Genomic DNA, 19,091 nt, shown 5'->3' on the forward strand with positions numbered 1-19,091 from the left:
AATTTTTTAACGAGATAAGAATAGACTGGATGCGAGTTTTCCCAGTTGAAAATAAATGATTTTAGCCGATTCAGGGTTAAAATCGTTTTTTATTCTAACGGTATTATAAAGGAGAAATTAGGTTAAAATTCCAATAGTATATATTAAAATTTTTAAAAAATGAATTTTTTTAGTGTTTTACCTCTTATTCTTGTCGGTTTAGTGTTAAAATGTTTCAGAAAGAAAGAGGTATAGTACTATTTGTGGATTTATTCACATAGAGCTATATAATTGAATTGGAATGCGCATAAGTAATTGATACCTGACGATCCTGTTTAGATAATTAACGGAAGGGTGGACCAACCAATGAAAAAATTCGTTGCACTTGTGGGGACTAATACCTCCAAATCAACCAATCGGAAGTTGTTAAAGTATATGAAGAGAAGGTACGCTGACGAAGCTGACATCGAAGTCGTTGAGCTAAAGGGCTTGCCGATTTTTAAGAAGTCAACTGAGGCATTCGTGCCGCAGCAAGCGCGTGATATTGCTGATAAAATTGACGCTTCGGATGGTGTCATTATTGGGACTCCTGAATATGACCACTCCATTCCAGCGCTGTTATCGAGCGCATTAGCTTGGTTATCGTATGGTATCCATCCACTGATGGATAAGCCCGTTATGATCGTTGGTACTTCATATGGGACTTTAGGTGCTTCCCGAGCTCAAGCGCAACTGCGTCAGATTTTGGATTCACCAGAGTTGAAAGCGACCGTGTTACCAAGCTCAGAATTTTTGCTGGGGCACTCGCTGCAAGCCTTCGATGATAATGGTGATCTGAAGTCAGCTACGGAAGCTCAAAAACTTGACGGCTTATTTGATGATTTTCTGGAATTTGTTGACTTGACTAGTCAGCTGGATAATTCCAAGAAGTTGCACGAACAAGAAGCTGCAACGGCCTTTACATGGGACAATGGTTTAACGGGAGATGAACAATAATGGTGAAATTAGTTGCAATTGCCGGTTCAATCGGTGAACAATCATATAATCGCATGCTACTGGAGTTTATGCGCAAACACTTTAAGAAGACTGTTGATATTGAAATTTTAAATATCAATAACGTGCCAATGTTTAATGAGGATGAAGATCACAATGATAATGCTGATGTTCATGCGATTGCACGTAAAATTGCCGGTGCAAACGGCGTGATCTTAGCCACTCCTGAACATAACCATACTGTTCCAGCGGCCATGAAGAACGTGATCGAATGGCTGTCGAATAACGTGCATCCTTTAGATGGCAAAGCCGTTTGGATCGTGGGCGCTTCATATCACATTCAAGGGTCGTCACGCGCCCAACTGCATTTAAAACAAATTCTTGAATCACCAGGTGTGAATGCCATTGTGATGCCCGGAAATGAATTTCTCTTGAGCCAGGCTAAAGAGGCCTTTGATGAAGATGGTAATTTAAAGGATCCACGGACAGTTGCATTTCTAGATTCAGTACTGAAGAAGTTTTTGACGTTTATGAAGGTGATCGAATTGATGGACGCACCAGATCCAAAGAGTGCTACGGAAGAAGATATGGACTCTAAACATGCCGTCAATACCACTGTTGAAGACGTCGACATGACTGATCCAGAATGGGTTGAAAAAGCAGCTGAAAAGACCCACGCTGCAAGCGGTGGTGACTACGTTAAACTTGACCGCGGGCTATTGACCGTTAACCAGTTGAACTACTTCTTGAATTCCATGGCTGGTGAGTTAACGTATGCAGATGATAATAACCAGTTTATTTACTACAATAAGAATGCTGATGCAGCTCACATGCTGGCACCACGAACCCCTGATCAAGTTGGTGATCCATTAGCAGCGGTTCACCCGGACCGAGTGATCGAACACGTCAAGCAAGTTCTATATGCGTTAAGAACCGGTGAATCAGACGTGGTTTCGATGCCTGCTCAAACGGGGCCTAATCAGCATGTGATGCATTATTACCGTGCAATGCGCGATGAGAATCGCCGTTACCGTGGGGTTAACGAATTAGTGATCGATATTATGCCGATTTTGAAATACTACTTGGCTGCCACCGGCCAAAAGCTGGTTAAGGATTTCGATGCTGTACCGATCTCACCAATTACGGGCTTGGATGCGGTTACCGCTGCTTCAAAGGGTCATTCCCGTGGCCAAGCTGACGCCACAACTGGTGCCAGTGAGAAGGCTGCTGGTGAAGCTGCAGCTGCTACCGCAACGGATGCGACAACGGGTGCTTCAGATGCTGGCGCCACTCAGCTGGCACCGGAACCTGAAGAAAAGGTTGATCCTGATGCGCTGACCGGAGCCTCAGAAGAAACGCCAGCTAAGCCATATGATGCAGAGAGCGAAAAAGCAGACGCAAAGCCAACTCCGGAACCAGAAACGGACGCCACAACTGGCGCCTCAGAGAACTAAAAATTGAATCGTTTTAGGGTTTTGAATAAGAGAGTGGAGGGTAAAAGTTAATATTGTTAAGTATCAAACCAATTTCCTAGCGCAGAGTTAGTTAAAAATGTGCCTCAATCTTCAGGACTCAGATTCCAGCCATATATGCAAAGAGCGTCGCAGATTCCTGTTTGGAATCTGCGACGCTCTTTGCATATATTTTGGAATTAAACCGAGTTTGTCCGTCTCTCTTTTTTGATGTGGAAATCTGCTCTCGTTTTGAGTAAAACTGATTTATCAAAAGCCAATCTATTCAGCTGTAGCTGTTGCCATCGTGTGGCTTACTTTTCGTGTCAGTTTCTAATAATTGTTTAATATCATTGTATTTATTAAATAAAAGCGCTAATATAAATTGTGTACAATTAAAGAAGAGAAGAGGCTATGATATGAGTGATATTTATCAATTTCAAGAAACTGAAATGAGTGGCCAAAAAATTGACTTTGCTGATTACCGCGGAAAGGTCGTTCTGATTGTCAATACCGCTAGTAAGTGTGGCTTAGCACCACAATTGGAAGGAATCGAAAAGCTCTACAAACAGTATCATGATCAGGGCTTCGAAGTTTTGGGCTTGCCATCCAACCAATTTCATCAGGAATTAGGATCTGATGAAGAGACAAGCGAGTACTGCCAGATGCATTATGGCGTCACTTTTCCAATGACTAAGCAGATCCGGGTTAACGGTGATGATGAGGATCCACTATTTACGTATTTAAAAGAAACTGCAGGGCATGGCCGAATCAAATGGAATTTTACTAAATTTTTGATTGGGCGGGATGGCCAGATAATTGACCGTTACGCGCCAGTTTTCAAACCGGAAAAGATTGAACCAGCCATCGTGGCTGCTTTGGCTAAGAAATGAATATATTCAAATTAATTTTAAAAACCGCCTGAAAGGGAGCTTTCAATACTCCTTTTCAAGCGGTTTTTGCTTGTTTGTGAGTTGATTTTGAACTTACTTGAGTTGCTGCATTGCAGTCTATTCGACTTCAACGTGTTCAACTAACACGTGTCGTTGAAGAAAGTCAACGGTCTGATTGAATACGTCATCGAGATACCCTTTGGCGTGTCGAGTACCAGGGACCATGTTCAGCTCAAATGGTACTTCAGCCTCAGTTAGCGCGTTGGCCATTGCTAACACACCACTGGTTGGTACAAATTCATTTAGTGAGTTTGCCAGATACATAGCGCCAGTCCGACTATTAACTCGGTGAACAGGAGTGGCGGCCTCTAGTTCATCCGTTCGCTGATTGAAGTAATTCATGACGAACCACTTATAGAATGCGTCATTAGCACCAGATTGGTTGATCGTTGCACTGGCCTTTTGATTAAAGGCACTGGTATCGCCTTCAGCTGCGACCACATCTTGGTGCTTAGCTAACCAATCGTCGATGTCGAGAATACCAGACAGCGAAACGGCAGGAATTCCATAACGAATTGCCATTTCAACAGCCATATTTCCTCCCGCTGAGGAGCCAACGACTCCAATTGGCATTTGATTATACTCACTGCGGTTGATCCACACCATTAAACTGTTCATGTCTGACAACGGTTCTGGATAATAAACGTCGGGAGTCATTTGGTAGTTTGGCACCAAAACCATGTAGCCAAGTTCGGCTAACCGGGTTGCCCAGTCCTCGTCCTTGGCTTTATCCCCACGGAACCAGCCACCCCCATGAATATCAATAATTAGACCTAAGTAGGGCTTATTTTCCTCATGGTAAGCGTCCAGCGTTAAATGTCTGTTTTCATCATAAATAATATCGCGCTTAACTTGCATCTTACCCACCTCCAAAGAATAATTTCATGGTGAGTATGCCAAAATCCGTCGATAAGGTCAAGCAATTGGCTTTGTTAAGCGAAGGAAAGCGCTTAAAGTAGTCTTTACATTATAAAGGTTTCACGAGCCATTTTATCCTTCAGAACTTGCTTACGGCTTATCTTTGCTGAGATTGTTCCTGATCCGTTTTAAGCATTTTAAGGAGGGCTGCATCACGTTTTTTAACGGTCGTCTGACCAGTGTTACCAGACCAGTCAAAGAAACCTTTACCAGTTTTAAAACCTAAGTGACCTTCATCAACCTTCTTTTTAAGGTTCGGATCAACGCCCGCAGTATTGGCTAAATCAGCATACAAGTAAGCACTGATGTTTTTAAATACATCAAGGCCACCCAAATCAGCGCTAGCGATTGGGCCCACTAAACTTTAGCGACGGCCCAAACTGTATTTGACAATATCATCCACCGCTTCAGGAGTAGCGATTCCTTCATTAACAATGTTAAAAGCCTCTCTTAAAACTGCTAATTGGATACGATTCCCAACAAATCCCAGTGCAGCTTTCTTCAGCGGCACTGCGTGTTTACCAACCTTATTCATCAGGTTGACAACTCGATCAACGGTGGTCTGAGCTGTCTTTTTGCCGGGAACAACTTCAACTAGTGGCATTAGTTGTGCTGGGTTCCAAAAATGAGCCACCACAAATCGTTTCGGATGTTGCAAAACGGACTGCATGTCAGAGGGATCTAAACCTGAAGTATTTGTAGCGAGGATCACATCTTCATCGACGAATTGCTCAACGGTTTGCCAAACTTGCTTTTTGATCTGCATATTCTCAATAACCGATTCAATGACAAAATTAGCATCCTTGAGTGCCAGTTTATAACTGGTAAACGGATGGATCTGATTTAAAATATTGACTGTCGAATCGCTGAGTAAACCGGCCTGATTGAAGGTCTCCAGATCTTCTTTAATGCGTTGCATACCTTGTTTTAAGGCTGCCTCATTACTGTCCAATAAATTAACTGAAAAGCCATTGATTACAAATTGCAGCGTGATAGCGTGTCCCATCGTACCTGCTCCAATGTTAGTGATGGTTTTAATTTGTGATTCAGTCATCGTCATTGCTCCCTTTAAATGTATTTTCTCTTAATTTTAGCACACTGTATACGCTGACAATCTTTTGCTAGTTGTTAGTCTACAGCTTCCAGTCTATAATGAAGCGCAAAGGGGGGCTGGTTGATGATTCAAATCATTCATGACGATGAATATGCAAAGAAAACGGCTACCGGATTGGTTGTTGTCGACTTTCGAAAAGATTGGTGCCCACCATGCAGCCAGATGGATGCGGTCTTAGACCAATTGGATACTCAAATTGGGGATGAAGTCAAGATTCTGGCCATTACCATTAATCGTGATCCCTACGTTGCTCAAGCGATTGGCGTAAAGAGTGCGCCCACATTGGTCATTAAACAAGAAGGTCAAATTGCTGATGTTGTTTTTGGAACGATTACTGGGAAAGTACTAAGACTTAAATTGGAAAAGTTGATGGCAGTCTAATATACCCACGACATCGTTGTAAATATGGTCAAAAGAAATGAAGCATATTTAGATTTAGCAGCAGTCCTATTTAAAGTTATGGTAGGTAGTTCCTTTAACATTAAATGTACATACTACTGTTTAAATTTTGGCTAATTAAAACGGTACTAGATACTTCCTGAATTAGGTGAGTTATCTGGTACCGCTTTTTTGATATTTTAATGCTTAGTGATCCGCCTCATTTCTTATAACTAATAAAGTGGGTGGAACTGATATAAAACAATTCCGGCAATAACCGCTAAGGCGATAATGTTGCTTAGGATATTATAGTGGCTAGCAAGTGCCATTTGATTTTCAAAATGAGCTGTTAGATCCGTTAGGGGGGCTGAATTCTTGATCATGTCTGCGTGCTCCTTATATAATTTGGCAAATTGCGGACTTAGCTCTTGGTATTTGATATCCCGTGCCCAAAATAACCATGAAGCAGCAAACGATACGACCATTACAATGATCAGAAAGATTTGAAATGGATCCGTCAAAAAACGTTGCAGTTCAAAGCTGATATTTTTTTGTTGAGAAAGTGGTTCAATTGCTGATGTTCCCATCGCTGAAACTAACAGTAACACTAGGCAGATCAACTGGGAAAAAGTTGCCCGTTTATGTTGAGAGGCCTGCTTATCAAGAGAAATGAGTTCTTGGGAAACATCAGTTTGAATCTGGGTCAAGAAATGCTCGTTACTGATCATGGCAAGTCAGTCCCTTCGGTGTCTTATTTACTTATTATTTTACCCAACATTTCCACAAATTGAAAATATAAAGCCTTTGCTCTTTTCTTGAGCAAAGGCTTTTAATCAATGTTCATAGTTAGTGCGGATCGTTGGTGCAGTGTAAGTTTCCATGAACTTAAAAATCGAGTTGAGGTTGTCTGAAAATAATAATTTGCTGCGGTGTTCCGCTGTTAGGAATCCCTGTGCCACCATCTGATCAAAAAAGGTAGCTAGTGGGTCAAAATAATGATTGACATTAAAGAGTGCACAGGGATTAACGTTATCGCCAATTCTCGCCCAAGAAAAAGCTTCCGAGATTTCTTCTAACGTTCCTGGTCCCCCAGGGATGGCTAAGCAACCGTCGGCTAGATTCATCATGAGTCGTTTACGTTCAGACATATTATCGACGATTGTCAGTTTCGTTAGGTGATGATCACTAGCGCCTCGAGCAGCTAGTTCCTTTGGCATAATGCCATGAACGACACCACCATCACCGATTACAGTTTGAGCAAGCACACCCATCAAACCAACTCCACCACCGCCGTAAACTAATTCAAAATTATGGGCAGCTAGGAAATGACCTAATTTAATTGTCGACCGTTGATAGATTACCTGATTCCCAGTTGAAGCACCGCAATAGGCAGCAATTCTTTTTAACATAGATGAGCTCCTTTAGAATCCCTAGATAGAGACAATTTGTATTATACATTGTACATAGCAATCAGTTATTTGGAAGTGGTTTCGAAAGTCAAAAGAGCTTTTTTTCTATCAAGTCCACCAGCATAACCAGTAAGGCTGCCATCGCTGCCAACCACTCGGTGACAGGGGATAATAATCGAAATCGGATTATGACTGACTGCTCCACCGACTGATCGGGCGGAGCCGGTTGGCCGACCGTTAACGACTGTTAATCGTTGCCTAATTTGCTGATAGGTCATTGTTTTGCCGTAAGGAATAGTCATTAAAACCTTATAGACTTGGTTTCGGAAGTCGGTTTCTCGTGGTGCAAGTGGTAAATCGGAAATGGCTGGTTGATGACCAGCAAAATAATCGTTCAACCATTGACTTGTGCACTGAAGAATAGGTGAGACACCAACTTTAATATTGTTCAAGTCATAGTGGGAGCCTTCATATTTTTGCCCTTTGAACCAGACGCCCAGCAGGTAGTGTTCATCTGCTAGTAAAATTAATTTTCCTATTGGTGAATGATAAGTAGTTCGTAACATGATTCCACCTTCTAAAAGATTATTTACCAGTAGCCTAATCTATTTTGCAAGAGTTGGCAAACAACTAATCAAGTCATTCTTTTCTAGAACTTTACACGTTTGATACCTAACCTATGCAGAAACGATACGAACAGTCGATACAATGCAAGTGTAGTGAGAAATCACTGCCAAATTAAAATGAGCAGGTGAAAGTCATTGACAATTACGTTAAAGCAATTGGCAAAAAAGTACGATGAAAGTTCACAGCCGGTTTTGAAGGATGTTTCAGTTCAAATTAACGACGGTGAATTTTTCGTTATCGTTGGCCCCTCTGGTTGCGGCAAGAGTACGCTACTTCGTATGATTGCGGGTTTAACTTCGATTACGGCTGGGCAATTGACCATCAATGGTCAGCTGGCAAATGATATGCCACCGAAAGACCGCGCGTTATCGATGGTTTTTCAGAGTTACGCACTGTTTCCTTTTATGACAGTGGCCGAAAACGTTGGCTTCGGTCTTAAATCAAGAAAGTTGCCAGCTGCTGAGATTGAGAATCGCGTTAAGGATGCTCTTGCAATGGTTAACTTAACTGAATTTCGGCTCCGCAAGCCCAAGGCACTCTCTGGTGGCCAACGTCAACGGGTAGCCTTAGCACGTGCCATCGCCAGTGATGCCAAAATTTGTTTAATGGATGAACCGCTGTCTAACCTCGATGCACAACTCCGAGCCAAAATGCGGATCGAATTAAAACAACTTCAACGTAATCTAGGTCTAACTGTCATTTATGTGACGCATGATCAGGTTGAAGCAATGACAATGGCAGACCGTGTTCTAGTTTTAAACGACCGAAAAGTCCAGCAGGTCGATACACCAGTTAACCTATATCAACACCCCCAAAATGCCTTTGTTGCTCAATTTTTCGGTACCCCGCAGATTAACTTATTATCCGCGGATGTTTTGGGCAACGAATTGGTCGTCGATAGTACGCTGCATTTGAAGCTGAACGGCAATCTAAATGTTGACAATAAAGTATTAGTCGGAATCCGTCCGTCTGATATTCAAATTGAAATTGGTCCTAAAAATGCCAATGCCAGAGTTACAACCGTTTCTTATTTAGGTGATCAGTCCGTCATATCGGCCGTTTTAAATGACACTCAGACAATTCGAATCTTGGCTGATAGTACCATATCAGTAGTGGTTGATGACCTGATTAAAATCACAGCTATTGAAGGCTTTGATGTTTTTGATGCTCATTCCAAGGAATTCATTACAAGACAAAAGGGGGATTTACAGCATGCTAGAATCACTTCCCAAGCATACTAACCCAGAAGAACCAAGTAAAGAACTAGTTCCAGTTGGGCTGAACTCAGCAACAGAATGGCGAAAGGACCGTTTGTACGTTGCCTTATTTTTGGGCCCGTCCTTGCTGATCCTATCAGTGTTTGTCTTCTGGCCAATGCTGAAGACGATGTACCTAAGCCTGTTTCTAACTGATAATTTTGGTCATGCCAGTGTATTCGTTGGCTTTAGTAACTATCTGAATTTATTTAAGAATCCAGCCTATTTATCTAGTTTAGGTGCCACGTTCGTTTATGTCATTGCCGTCTCCATTCTTACGATTATTTTAGGAATGGTTTTAGCAGTCGTAGCCCAACAACATTTGAAGGGCATTCGCTTTTTTCGGACTCTATTTTCGTCAACTATGGGTATTTCAGTATCGGTTGCTGCAATCTTTTGGTTATTTGCCTTCAATCCATCGGTAGGGGTTTTTGCTCAGATTTCTCAAGCACTCCATTTACCGGAGATCAACTGGCTGGCTGATCCTCACTTTGCGCTATTAGCGATCATCATGACCACGGTTTGGATGAACTTAGGCTTTACCTTTTTGATTTTATTTGGTGCTTTGCAACAGTTACCCAGCAGTTTATTTGAAGCCGCTGAAATTGCAGGCGTTAGCAAAACAGCTCAATTCTTTAAGATCTCACTACCACTCATTTCACCCACTTTATTTTTTGTCTTGATTGTCACCTTAATTGAAGCCTTTAAGAGTTTTGGCTTAATTGATCTGATGACGGTTGGTGGGCCAAACAATGCGACTAATCTTCTGGTTTACCGGGTTTATCAAGATGCCTTCTTAAATGGTAATTATGGTCTTGCTAGTACTGAGTCAGTTATTTTGACAGCCATTATCGCAGCGATTACGCTGATTCAATTTAAATTATTAGGGAAGCGGGTGTCTTACTGATGGAAATGAATCGGCCAGTTACTTCTGAAACAAACCATGGCAATTTGAAGCGCTGGGGGCAATACGCACTTTTACTGGTGCTAACAGTGATTGTTTTGGGACCATTTCTGTTGGGCCTATGGACTAGCGTAATGCCGACAGCCGAGATTTCTAAAGGGGCCCTTTGGAGTACCCACATTTCCTTAGATAATTACATCACTGCGATAACCACGACGCCAATATTGAGATACCTGCTGAACAGCCTTGTCATTTCAACCGTCACCATGCTGTTTCAGGTTTTACTTTGCTCAATGTCAGCCTATGCGTTCGTCTTTTTAAAGTTTCGCTATCGAAAGCAGCTTTTTATGGTTTTTCTGATCACAATGATGCTGCCATTTGAAGCTGAAGTAATTCCTAACTTTAGTACCGTGCGAAATATGGGGCTCTTGAATCACTATGCTGCCATGATCATACCGTTTTTAACCGCTGCATTTGGCACCTTTATGCTTCGGCAAACCTTTATGCAAATGCCAGTTGAATTAAAAGAAGCTGCTGATATTGAAGGCCTATCTCACTGGCAATTTTACTCTCAATTGGCGGTGCCATATGCCAAGATCAGTCTGATGACCTTAGCTGCATACAGCTTTTTGAGTAGCTGGAATCAATATCTTTGGCCGATGCTGACAACTTTTAGTGATAATTTTCGACCAGTCCAAGATGGTCTTCGTCAGCTTCAAGGTCAAGAAAGTTTTAATAACTGGGGCATGATTCAAGCCAGTGCAGCAATTGTTGTGATTCCAACGTTAATTATTCTGTTTATTGGTCAGCATTACTTCAAGGCGGGGTTAAATGAGGGGGCAGTAAAATAATGAAAATCAGATATCAACGTTGGTGGCTTGGTTTAGCATTGTTACTGATTGTCTTACCACTCGGCGCGTGTGCTCGAACTCAGGCTGCCAGCCGGACTCAAATTGTATTTTGGCACGAAATGACGGGTCCTGGTCAAGATCAATTGAAACAGTTTGCTAAGGAATTTAATGCCAGTCAAGATAAATATCAAGTTGTGCCCCAGTATGAAGGTTCATATAACGAGGCAGTGCAGAAAATTTTGCATACCCACGGTACTTCAGCTTCACCAGCCGTCTTTCAGTCGATGGATGTTTCAACCAGTCAGCTGTATCACGCGCACGTTGCAACTCCAATGCAAAAGTTTATTGATAAAGATAACTTTGATGTGAATCAAATTTCCCCAGTGGCTCGGGCATTTTACTCTCAGGGTGGAAAGCAGATCTCAATGCCATTTAATACGTCACAACCGGTGCTTTATTACAATGCCTCTGTACTGAAACGTCTAGGCATCAAGGCACCACCAGTTGATCCTTCCTACAGTGATATTACTCGTGTCGCCAAGGCAATTTCTACCAAATCTCACGGAAAGATCAAGGGACTGACGGTTGAAGAGTATGGCTGGTTATTCGAGCAATTCATGGCTAATAGCGATGAACATCTGGCTAATCATGAAGATGGACGTACCGGCATTCCCACAAAAGTGCATCTGAATACACCTGGCACCCAAGAAGCAATGAAGTGGGTCAAATCAAATATCAAGTCTGGTGATTTCATCGATTACGGTGCTGGAGGTCAGGCCGAATCCAATGAAATCGCGGCGTTCTTAGCAGGCAAACTTGGTATCTTCATTCAATCGTCCGCTTATATTAGTCAGTTGTTGGCTGGTACTAAGGATCAGCTCGGCATTACCTATTATCCTCATCGGAATGGCAAACCAGCTAATGGGGTTGCCATTGGGGGCGCCTCACTTTGGATCGGCAACGATAAGCCAAAGGATGTTCAACAAGGAGCATGGAAATTCGTTCAATTTGTCATGTCTGCTAAAGCGCAGGCGCAGTGGCAAGCCGCCACGGGATATTTAGCGCTTAATAAGGATTCTCAAGCGCAGCCAATCCTTCAAAAGCTCTATCAAAAATATCCGGCTGCACAAGTTCCCAGTCAACAATTAGCACGAATCAAAGCCAATACCGCTAACTCAGGGGTCTTCATGGAAGGCGTTATCCAGGAACGAAATCTTACGCAAACCGCGATGGCACAGATTTACAACGGTACTCCGATTGATAAAGCGCTAGCCATTGCGGAAAAGGGATTAAACGATGCGGTTGCGAATACTAATCGAGCTAACCATTACAAATAGGGGGATTTTGTCATGTCGACTTTAATTTTTGGTCACCGTGGTATTCCGGTTAAGTTTCCTGAAAATTCACTGCAAGGTTTTCGGTATGCTATTGAACACAATGTGGAAGGTCTCGAGTTTGACGTTCACTTAACTCGTGATCAGGTGCCTGTAATTATCCATGATGAGAAAATTAATCGAACCACAAATGGAAAGGGTCGGGTTTGTGATTTTGATTACGAAGAGCTGGCAACATTTAGTCTGAGTAACGGTGAGTCAGTTCCCAAATTGGACGACTTCTTAACGTTGGTGGGGAAGGCTGATATCATTTTAAATTTAGAATTCAAAACGGATCAGATCCATTATCCTGGAATTGAGCAGATTGTCTTGGCCCAGGTTAGTCGGTTTAATCTTCGTCATCCGGTTATTTATTCCTCGTTTAACTTGGAAAGTCTGCGTATTTGTCAACTAATCGATGATAGTCAGAACTATTGTTACTTAGCTGACCATTCAATTCGCCACCCGTTGCAGTTTTTGCAAGAAGAACATCTCAATGGCTTGCACCTTCATCGCGCTCAAAATGAAGATGGTCTGGTTGAACGTATTTGGACCGTGAATAATGAAAAAAGAATGCTCAAACTATTCTCCCGAAAAGTTGACGGTATCTTTACAGATGATTTTGAAAAGGCAATGATGACACGTGATCAATTGATGGTTATTTAGAGAAGTTTTATCTGAATAAAACACAAGCACGACTAATTCCAGTGGCGGAAATTAGTCGTGTTTGGTATTCATTTAATCAGTTAGGAAGAAAAAACTGAATAAATCGAAAATATGTTCCCCTAAAGACTATCGAAGTGAGCATAATTTTGGTAAACTATTATCAATACTTTTGGAACGGAGATCGATTATTTTGAAATTACTACATACAGCTGACTGGCACATCGGCAGACGACTTCACGGATTTGATTTAACAGATGAACAAGGAAATGCCTTCGAACAAATTGAAGCTATTGCCAAGAAAGAACAGGTTGATGGCATTATTATTGCGGGTGATTTGTACGATCGGCGGCTTCCGGCTGAATCCTCAGTGGCCATGGTCAACCAGATGCTGCAACGATTAAACTTAACCGATCACTTTCCCGTTTATGCGATTTCAGGCAACCATGATAGCGCCACACGATTGGCGACTGGTACGCCATGGTTTAAGCAGACAGACCTGTTTTTACATACGGCTCTCAGTCAGGCGTTTAAACCCGTGGAGTTAGCGGACACTCAGATTTTTCTCTGTCCATACTTTGAACCTTTTGATGCTCAGCAATATTTCGATGACGATAGTTTACAGCATCTTGACCAAGCATTTGCGAGAGTCGTCGATGAAATGAAGAAAGCATTTGATCCAAGCAAAAAGCATTTATTAGCCGCACATTTCTTTGCAGCGGGCAGTTCCACAACGGACTCGGAGACCAACTTAACAGTTGGCGGTCTTGCAGCAGTACCAACGGATCTTCTAGCCGATTTTGATTACGTTGCGTTGGGTCATTTGCATGGTAAGAATGCCTTACATATGCGCCAAGCAAGATATAGTGGTTCACCAGTCAAGTTTTCGCTTTCAGAAGCGGCACAGGAAAAAGGGGTTTGGATCGTGGATACTGATCAAACGCCAGTAAAACTGACTTTTAAAACGCTGACCCCAATTCATGATGTGAAGTTGCTTACAGACAGTTTTGATCACTTGATTCATTCCACGGACGATCCTGCCATCGATCATGATGATTATTTTGGCATCACGTTAACCGATACTCAGCCGATTCCAAATGTAATGGCACGTTTACGAGAAGTTTTTCCGAAAATTGTCACGCTAAGCCGTCAAGATGGTTTTTCGACCCAAGTACGGTACCAAGGCGAAAGTGGTCAGCAAATTAGGCAAAAAGCGCCCATGACGCTTCTTAAGGACTTTTACGAGCAAGTGGCTAAGGAGCCACTCACACCACAACAAGAAAAATGGGCTAAAACAACTCTCAAACAAGCGAGTGAAGGAGGTCAGCCATCTTGAAACCAATTAAATTAACCATGAATAACTTTGGCCCCTATAGTCAACAGACAGTTGATTTTACACTACTTAAAGATGCTTCAATTTTTTTGATTTCAGGGCCAACTGGCAGTGGCAAAACCACCTTGTTTGATGCCATGACCTTCGCATTGTACGGCGAAAGTGCCAGTGAAGATCGGGATCCAGCATCATTTCGTTCAGACTTTGCTGCACCGGATGAACCAACTGAAGTTACACTTAGATTTGAACACCAAGGTGTCGAATACGAGATTACTCGACGACCAAAACAAACTTTAAATAAAAAACGCGGTTCAGGTACTCGGGAATACACAAGTAGTGGACGATTGAAAATTTTTCAGGCCGGTGAAAAAGTTGATGAAGTAACCCGCCTTCAAGAAATTAACCTTAAATTATCGGATGTTCTTCAAATCAGTCGGAAGCAGTTTGTTCAGATCGTGTTACTTCCACAAGGCGAATTTCGTCGTTTTCTTGTTTCAGACAGTGCAGCAAAGGAAACCATCTTACGGAAGGTATTCGGCACTCAGCTTTTCCAAAAATGGGCTAACGCACTGAAGGTGGAGTTAAACCAACAACGAGATAAGGTAAAATCTTGGCAATCAGTAATCGATAACGGCTTAAAACGAGTGCGCTGGATTGATGAAAATGGTAATCACGATATTGCACAGCTTGAGGAACAACAGGGCATCGCTGAGAGAAAGTTGATGGTGGCTAAGAAGGCTTTCACCCAAGCACAGCAAAGGGTCACCGCGACACAGCATAAACTGGATTTGGATCAAAAAATGAACCAAAACATTAAAGATTTAACCGAAAAGAAGCACTTAGTGACTCAACTGCAAGGTGAGTCGCCTAAAATTAAAAAACTGCAAGAACAACTTGAAACGCTAAATTGGGTTCGAGAAGAGCGGGCAACCTACCAAAGATTGCAAGAGCTAAAAGCACAAACTGACCAGTTAGAAAAGCAAAAAGTTACTTTAACTCACAACCTCAACAATCAAAAACAAGCAGCTAAGAAAATTGAGAACGCTAAACTTAATCTGGAAGCGCAGGCATCCACAATCGACCAGATCCAGTCCAAAGTTACTTTATTGACTGCACAGCGACCGTTATTTGAACAAGTTAACCATTTAAAGGAACAGTATCAACAAACGGTCGAACAACGAACGAAGATAGCCAATAAATTAAAAAGTGAACAGGAGCAAGACACTAAGCTGACCAAGACCTTACAGTCGCTAAATGAAACTATTTTGCATCAATCTGAATTTCTGAAACAGCAATCAGCACTTTTGAGTGAACAAGTTGAACAACGGGCTTCCATGACACGCTTAACAAGCCTTAAACAGCAGGCGCAACAAATTACTGATCTGACTAGTGAGGAGGCCCAAAGCTTAAAATCACTAACAAAAGTTTCTCAACGGGTCGAGACTACGTCAAAAGTCTACGCTCAATTACGTAATCAATGGTTGGAGGGCCAAATTGCAGTGTTGGCCAGTCAACTTAAGCCCGGTACGCCATGTCCCGTCTGCGGTAGTGTTGAACACCCAATGCCTCATCAAGTGGTCAGTGATAAAGTAGTGGATGACCAAACTGTTAAGGATTCAGAGCAACAATTGCAAGAGGTGCGTGGCATACAAACAAAACTGCAGGCTCAACTAGATAATCAGCGTCAATCACTAAGCCAGCAGCAAGGGGATTTCCACAAAAAATTTGCCGATTTTGCCAAACAAACTGGTTTTGGCACTGATTTATCACTAATGGAGATTGAACAACGGCTTAACGACGCACAAGCTAAAACAACAGCGGATTTGACTAAATTGCAGAGAAACCTGTCTGATATTGATACAGCCATTATGAAACGCGAGAAATTGAATGTTAATTTGACTTCGTTGCAAAAAGAAATTCGGCAGATTCAAACTGACGTACAGGATGCTACGGTAACAGAACAGAAAAAGAAAACAGAATTAGCCAGTGCAGAAAAAGGTTTGCCAGACCGTTTTGATGATTTAGAAAGCCTTGATAGTTATTTAAAAACTAAAAGAAAACAAATTTCTGATTACCACGATCAGGTCAAAAGTTTGACGGAGCAATTACAGGAGACAATTGAAGCAATTACGACTGGCAAAGCTAATTTATCCAGTAATCTAGCACAATTGCATGATACAAACAATCAATTAACCACGCTTGATTCGCAGTTTATACAAACTCTAAGTCAACGTTTAGGTGAGGATGCTAAGCAACAATATCAAACTTTACTAGCACAACTTGAAAAGACTACTGGAATTGAAAAATCAATCAAGGCTTATCAAGATCAACTGACTGCTGCTAAGGCGGATGTTAAAGCCTTTTCAGAGTTAGTTGGCACACATCAGATGGTTGATATTTCACTTGTTCAAACAGAACTAAAAGATTTAAATGATCAGTTAAATGAAAAGCGGCAAATGATGGACGATCAACAAGAAGACGTCACGGTTAACGGCGATATTTTCAGGCAGTTGACGGATGCCACTAAGAAGGTCAAAACTCAGATAAATGACATCAATGAATTGCAACTGTTAGTTGAAACGGTGGCTGGCGGTGGTGATAATAAGCTCGGGTTAGAACGTTATGTATTAAGGGCTCAATTAGTCGAAATTCTGTCAATTGCAAATGAACATCTCAAACAACTCAGTTCAGGGCGGTATTCATTACAGCTCCATATGGAGGCTGGTGCCTATCAAAAAAACACCGGTCTTGAGATCGATGTTTATGATGATAATGTTGGTCAGGTGCGAAGTGTGCACACCCTTTCTGGGGGTGAGAGTTTTATTGCAGCTCTTAGTTTAGCGTTAGCACTTGGTGAGATTATTCAAAATGAATCTGGTGGGATTAGTATCGATGCCTTATTTGTGGATGAAGGCTTTGGCTCACTTGATCAAGAATCACTGTCAACAGCAATGAAAGCTTTAGAAAATGTTGAAAGCAGTCACCGCATGATTGGTATTATTAGTCACGTAGCATTATTACAGGAAACGATTCCTTATCAGATTCAGGTTCACGTGGTGGGTCAAGGTAAATCGGAAGCCAAGGTTGTCTTGCCATAATTCCAACCAATGATATCTGCTGGTTCAAATTGATAAGTCAGAGGTTCATGATAAGCTAGTTCGTAAGCTGCTTTCTTTTGTGCCTGATCCTGCTTGAGCATCATTTCGCTATTTTCGTGTTCGTTTAATTGTGGATCAGGATAAATTGGTCTAAGAATGTGAACGACGTATTTCATTGGTGTCACACCCTGAACCGGAGCTTGATCTAATAATTGCATTTCAGTAAAACACGAGATGATTGGCACGTTAAATTTTGCGGCGTAGTGGTATGCGCCAGGCATAAATGGACGTGGTTTGCGATAGTGCCACCACATTTCTTGTTCTGGATAAATTAAAATGGGCGTGTTTTTTGAGAGCGTCTCGCCAATTAAATTTGGTAGAACGCGCCCCAAGTAATGAAGGTTAGTGCTGACCGGTATTGTGTCGGCGTTGCGCATTAAAAAGCCCAAGACACCAGACATCTTGTAGTTAGCAACTTGGGATAAGACCGCCATTTTTGGATAGCCTAATTTTTGCATTGAAAACCGAATTGCAGTATTTTCTGTGGGGCTAAAATGGTTGCTGGTAATGATGGCTGAGCCGAGATTTTGAATGTTTTCGATGCCAATAACACTTGTTGAACGATTTTCGTAGTTGGTAATTGCTCGCATTAATAATCTTGCCAAAAACGTTCGGCTTCGTTGTGAGATTGTGTTGCGATGGGATAAAAACCAATTTAATAACTGCCCTTCCTCGCCAACTGATAAGTTAGGATCATTGATCTCAACTTTACGGTGAAAATCTTCTGCATGAACAGCGGAAATAATATTTTCAACTACCTGACTAGTATCATTGGACATTTATGACGCCCCCTAGGCTAGAACTGTTTTTAGAGTGACCTGGTCTCTTTGCAAAGACTGAGCAGTCGACACAATTGCTTCACGTTTGTTATTGTCCAACTTGGTTTCCTGCTGTGTATACTGACTAAGCGTTTGCTTCAACTGGCTTGCATAAGCGGTCCGACTTGCAGTTTCCCAAAATTGCTGAGCAAAGGGAACGTTGACGTAGTGCCAAGGCTTTTTCAGTAAGTTATAGTGGACAATGACAACATTCTCGGTTTCTTTGACAGGCATTGCCGTTTGCGTGTTCCATTTTACTGGCAAAAGAAGCATCTTATCCTTTGCCAATGCATTGATATAATCTTGATCAGCTGCTATTAATTTAAAGTGGTAACGCTGAAGCAGATCTAAAAATTGGGTTGTAAAATGATGATTTCGTAATGCAACTAAATTCATTAAGAGCACACCAGAATTAACGTACTGGTGGCTAGGCACACCGATGATTTGCTCAGAATATTTCGATAATTCCGGGTCGTTGGCGATAAATTGATCCACAATCGCACCAAAAAGATGGTCGCCAATTGGCTGTTGATAAAGGGTTGCAATGTCATCCAATATCAATGTATCTGCATCAAGGTAGATTGCCTTAGCCATAGCTGGAAACATATCCGCAATAAATATGCGGTAGTAAATCGTTAAAGTTCGAAAGTCAGCAAAGAGTAAATTGTGATCGTTCTTAAAAAGTGTCTCAAATTGATGATTGATCTCACTAAATGAAATTTTGACGTTATTGGTTGCTAATAATCTGATTGCTTGCTGATTTTCGGCGGATAATTGCTGATATAAAATAGTGATTTTATACTGATTTTTGGGATCAGCATGTTCAATCAATGATTGAATGCTGACAGCAAGTAATGGTGCATAGTTATCGTTAACCCCATAGAAAATTGGAATTTGCATTGTACCCCTCCAA

The 19,091-nt window shown here is 41.8% G+C and carries 17 protein-coding genes and 1 pseudogene; 11 read left to right on the forward strand and 7 right to left on the reverse strand.

Annotated features, from left to right (window positions below; genetic code table 11):
• The first annotated feature begins 345 nt into the window (after positions 1–345).
• From GM612_RS07935 to GM612_RS07945, 3 genes are all read left to right on the forward strand, one after another.
• Positions 346–975, forward strand: a complete 630-nt coding sequence (locus GM612_RS07935; RefSeq protein WP_155431848.1) for an NADPH-dependent FMN reductase — start codon at positions 346–348, stop codon at positions 973–975.
• A gap of 2 nt (positions 976–977) precedes the next feature.
• Positions 978–2,426, forward strand: coding sequence for an NAD(P)H-dependent oxidoreductase (locus GM612_RS07940; protein ID WP_343031855.1), 1,449 nt, complete (start codon positions 978–980; stop codon positions 2,424–2,426).
• A gap of 416 nt (positions 2,427–2,842) precedes the next feature.
• Positions 2,843–3,316 (forward strand): glutathione peroxidase, encoded by a 474-nt coding sequence (locus tag GM612_RS07945; RefSeq protein WP_155431850.1) that lies wholly within the window; start codon positions 2,843–2,845, stop codon positions 3,314–3,316.
• A gap of 117 nt (positions 3,317–3,433) precedes the next feature.
• On the opposite strand, the gene GM612_RS07950 is transcribed toward GM612_RS07945, so the two are convergent.
• Together GM612_RS07950 and GM612_RS07955 are read right to left on the reverse strand one after the other, a co-directional pair.
• Positions 3,434–4,243, reverse strand: a complete 810-nt coding sequence (locus GM612_RS07950; RefSeq protein WP_425500343.1) for an alpha/beta hydrolase — start codon at positions 4,241–4,243, stop codon at positions 3,434–3,436.
• Between the two features lie 148 nt (positions 4,244–4,391).
• A pseudogene (locus GM612_RS07955) lies at positions 4,392–5,354 on the reverse strand (3-hydroxyacyl-CoA dehydrogenase family protein).
• 117 nt (positions 5,355–5,471) lie between these two features.
• Here GM612_RS07955 and GM612_RS07960 point away from each other — a divergent pair.
• Positions 5,472–5,789 carry a thioredoxin family protein gene (locus tag GM612_RS07960; protein WP_155431852.1) on the forward strand — a complete coding sequence of 106 codons (318 nt, stop codon included), beginning with the start codon at positions 5,472–5,474 and terminating at the stop codon, positions 5,787–5,789.
• Between the two features lie 230 nt (positions 5,790–6,019).
• Here the strand turns inward: GM612_RS07960 and GM612_RS07965 are convergent, their stop codons facing one another.
• The 3 genes from GM612_RS07965 to GM612_RS07975 all read right to left on the reverse strand — a co-directional run bounded on the left by GM612_RS07965 (position 6,020) and on the right by GM612_RS07975 (position 7,761).
• On the reverse strand, positions 6,020–6,514 hold the full coding sequence (locus tag GM612_RS07965) for a hypothetical protein (RefSeq protein ID WP_155431853.1): 495 nt from the start codon (positions 6,512–6,514) through the stop codon (positions 6,020–6,022).
• Between the two features lie 105 nt (positions 6,515–6,619).
• The gene (locus GM612_RS07970; protein ID WP_155431854.1) at positions 6,620–7,195 is read right to left on the reverse strand and encodes an LOG family protein; all 576 of its coding nucleotides are present in this window, start codon (positions 7,193–7,195) and stop codon (positions 6,620–6,622) included.
• A 65-nt stretch (positions 7,196–7,260) separates the two neighbouring features.
• Positions 7,261–7,761: a methylated-DNA--[protein]-cysteine S-methyltransferase gene (locus GM612_RS07975; RefSeq protein ID WP_155431855.1), complete on the reverse strand. Its 501-nt coding sequence runs from the start codon at positions 7,759–7,761 to the stop codon at positions 7,261–7,263.
• 195 nt (positions 7,762–7,956) lie between these two features.
• Between GM612_RS07975 and GM612_RS07980 the strand changes: the two genes are divergently transcribed.
• From GM612_RS07980 to GM612_RS08010, 7 genes are all read left to right on the forward strand, one after another.
• Positions 7,957–9,063: an ABC transporter ATP-binding protein gene (locus GM612_RS07980; RefSeq protein ID WP_155431856.1), complete on the forward strand. Its 1,107-nt coding sequence runs from the start codon at positions 7,957–7,959 to the stop codon at positions 9,061–9,063.
• On the forward strand, positions 9,035–9,985 hold the full coding sequence (locus tag GM612_RS07985) for a carbohydrate ABC transporter permease (protein ID WP_155431857.1): 951 nt from the start codon (positions 9,035–9,037) through the stop codon (positions 9,983–9,985). Before GM612_RS07980 ends, GM612_RS07985 begins: the two co-directional genes overlap by 29 nt.
• Before the next feature lie 5 nt (positions 9,986–9,990).
• Complete coding sequence (locus GM612_RS07990) at positions 9,991–10,833, forward strand: carbohydrate ABC transporter permease (protein ID WP_155431919.1); 843 nt, start codon at positions 9,991–9,993, stop codon at positions 10,831–10,833.
• Positions 10,833–12,170 (forward strand): extracellular solute-binding protein, encoded by a 1,338-nt coding sequence (locus GM612_RS07995; RefSeq protein ID WP_155431858.1) that lies wholly within the window; start codon positions 10,833–10,835, stop codon positions 12,168–12,170. Before GM612_RS07990 ends, GM612_RS07995 begins: the two co-directional genes overlap by 1 nt.
• A 12-nt stretch (positions 12,171–12,182) precedes the next feature.
• On the forward strand, positions 12,183–12,872 hold the full coding sequence (locus GM612_RS08000; RefSeq protein WP_155431859.1) for a glycerophosphodiester phosphodiesterase: 690 nt from the start codon (positions 12,183–12,185) through the stop codon (positions 12,870–12,872).
• A 190-nt stretch (positions 12,873–13,062) separates the two neighbouring features.
• Positions 13,063–14,205, forward strand: a complete 1,143-nt coding sequence (locus tag GM612_RS08005) for an exonuclease SbcCD subunit D (protein ID WP_155431860.1) — start codon at positions 13,063–13,065, stop codon at positions 14,203–14,205.
• Positions 14,202–17,300 carry an AAA family ATPase gene (locus tag GM612_RS08010; protein ID WP_155431861.1) on the forward strand — a complete coding sequence of 1,033 codons (3,099 nt, stop codon included), beginning with the start codon at positions 14,202–14,204 and terminating at the stop codon, positions 17,298–17,300. Before GM612_RS08005 ends, GM612_RS08010 begins: the two co-directional genes overlap by 4 nt.
• Here GM612_RS08010 and GM612_RS08015 read toward each other — a convergent pair.
• The gene (locus GM612_RS08015) at positions 17,264–18,139 is read right to left on the reverse strand and encodes a lysophospholipid acyltransferase family protein (protein WP_155431862.1); all 876 of its coding nucleotides are present in this window, start codon (positions 18,137–18,139) and stop codon (positions 17,264–17,266) included. The two genes, GM612_RS08010 and GM612_RS08015, sit on opposite strands and share 37 nt — an antisense overlap.
• A 12-nt stretch (positions 18,140–18,151) precedes the next feature.
• Positions 18,152–19,078, reverse strand: a complete 927-nt coding sequence (locus GM612_RS08020) for a glycosyltransferase family 8 protein (RefSeq protein WP_155431863.1) — start codon at positions 19,076–19,078, stop codon at positions 18,152–18,154.
• Positions 19,079–19,091 lie beyond the last annotated feature (13 nt).

This window comes from Secundilactobacillus folii (assembly GCF_009720675.1).
Taxonomy (GTDB): Bacteria; Bacillota; Bacilli; order Lactobacillales; family Lactobacillaceae; genus Secundilactobacillus; species Secundilactobacillus folii.

Coding starts and splice junctions, on each gene's coding strand:
- GM612_RS07935 (WP_155431848.1), top strand. CDS start 346: ATGAAAAAATTCGTTGCACTTGTGGGGACTAATACCTCCAAATCAACC.
- GM612_RS07945 (WP_155431850.1), top strand. CDS start 2,843: ATGAGTGATATTTATCAATTTCAAGAAACTGAAATGAGTGGCCAAAAA.
- GM612_RS07960 (WP_155431852.1), top strand. CDS start 5,472: ATGATTCAAATCATTCATGACGATGAATATGCAAAGAAAACGGCTACC.
- GM612_RS07965 (WP_155431853.1), bottom strand. CDS start 6,514: ATGATCAGTAACGAGCATTTCTTGACCCAGATTCAAACTGATGTTTCC.
- GM612_RS07970 (WP_155431854.1), bottom strand. CDS start 7,195: ATGTTAAAAAGAATTGCTGCCTATTGCGGTGCTTCAACTGGGAATCAG.
- GM612_RS07975 (WP_155431855.1), bottom strand. CDS start 7,761: ATGTTACGAACTACTTATCATTCACCAATAGGAAAATTAATTTTACTA.
- GM612_RS07985 (WP_155431857.1), top strand. CDS start 9,035: ATGCTAGAATCACTTCCCAAGCATACTAACCCAGAAGAACCAAGTAAA.
- GM612_RS07990 (WP_155431919.1), top strand. CDS start 9,991: ATGAATCGGCCAGTTACTTCTGAAACAAACCATGGCAATTTGAAGCGC.
- GM612_RS07995 (WP_155431858.1), top strand. CDS start 10,833: ATGAAAATCAGATATCAACGTTGGTGGCTTGGTTTAGCATTGTTACTG.
- GM612_RS08000 (WP_155431859.1), top strand. CDS start 12,183: ATGTCGACTTTAATTTTTGGTCACCGTGGTATTCCGGTTAAGTTTCCT.
- GM612_RS08015 (WP_155431862.1), bottom strand. CDS start 18,139: ATGTCCAATGATACTAGTCAGGTAGTTGAAAATATTATTTCCGCTGTT.
- GM612_RS08020 (WP_155431863.1), bottom strand. CDS start 19,078: ATGCAAATTCCAATTTTCTATGGGGTTAACGATAACTATGCACCATTA.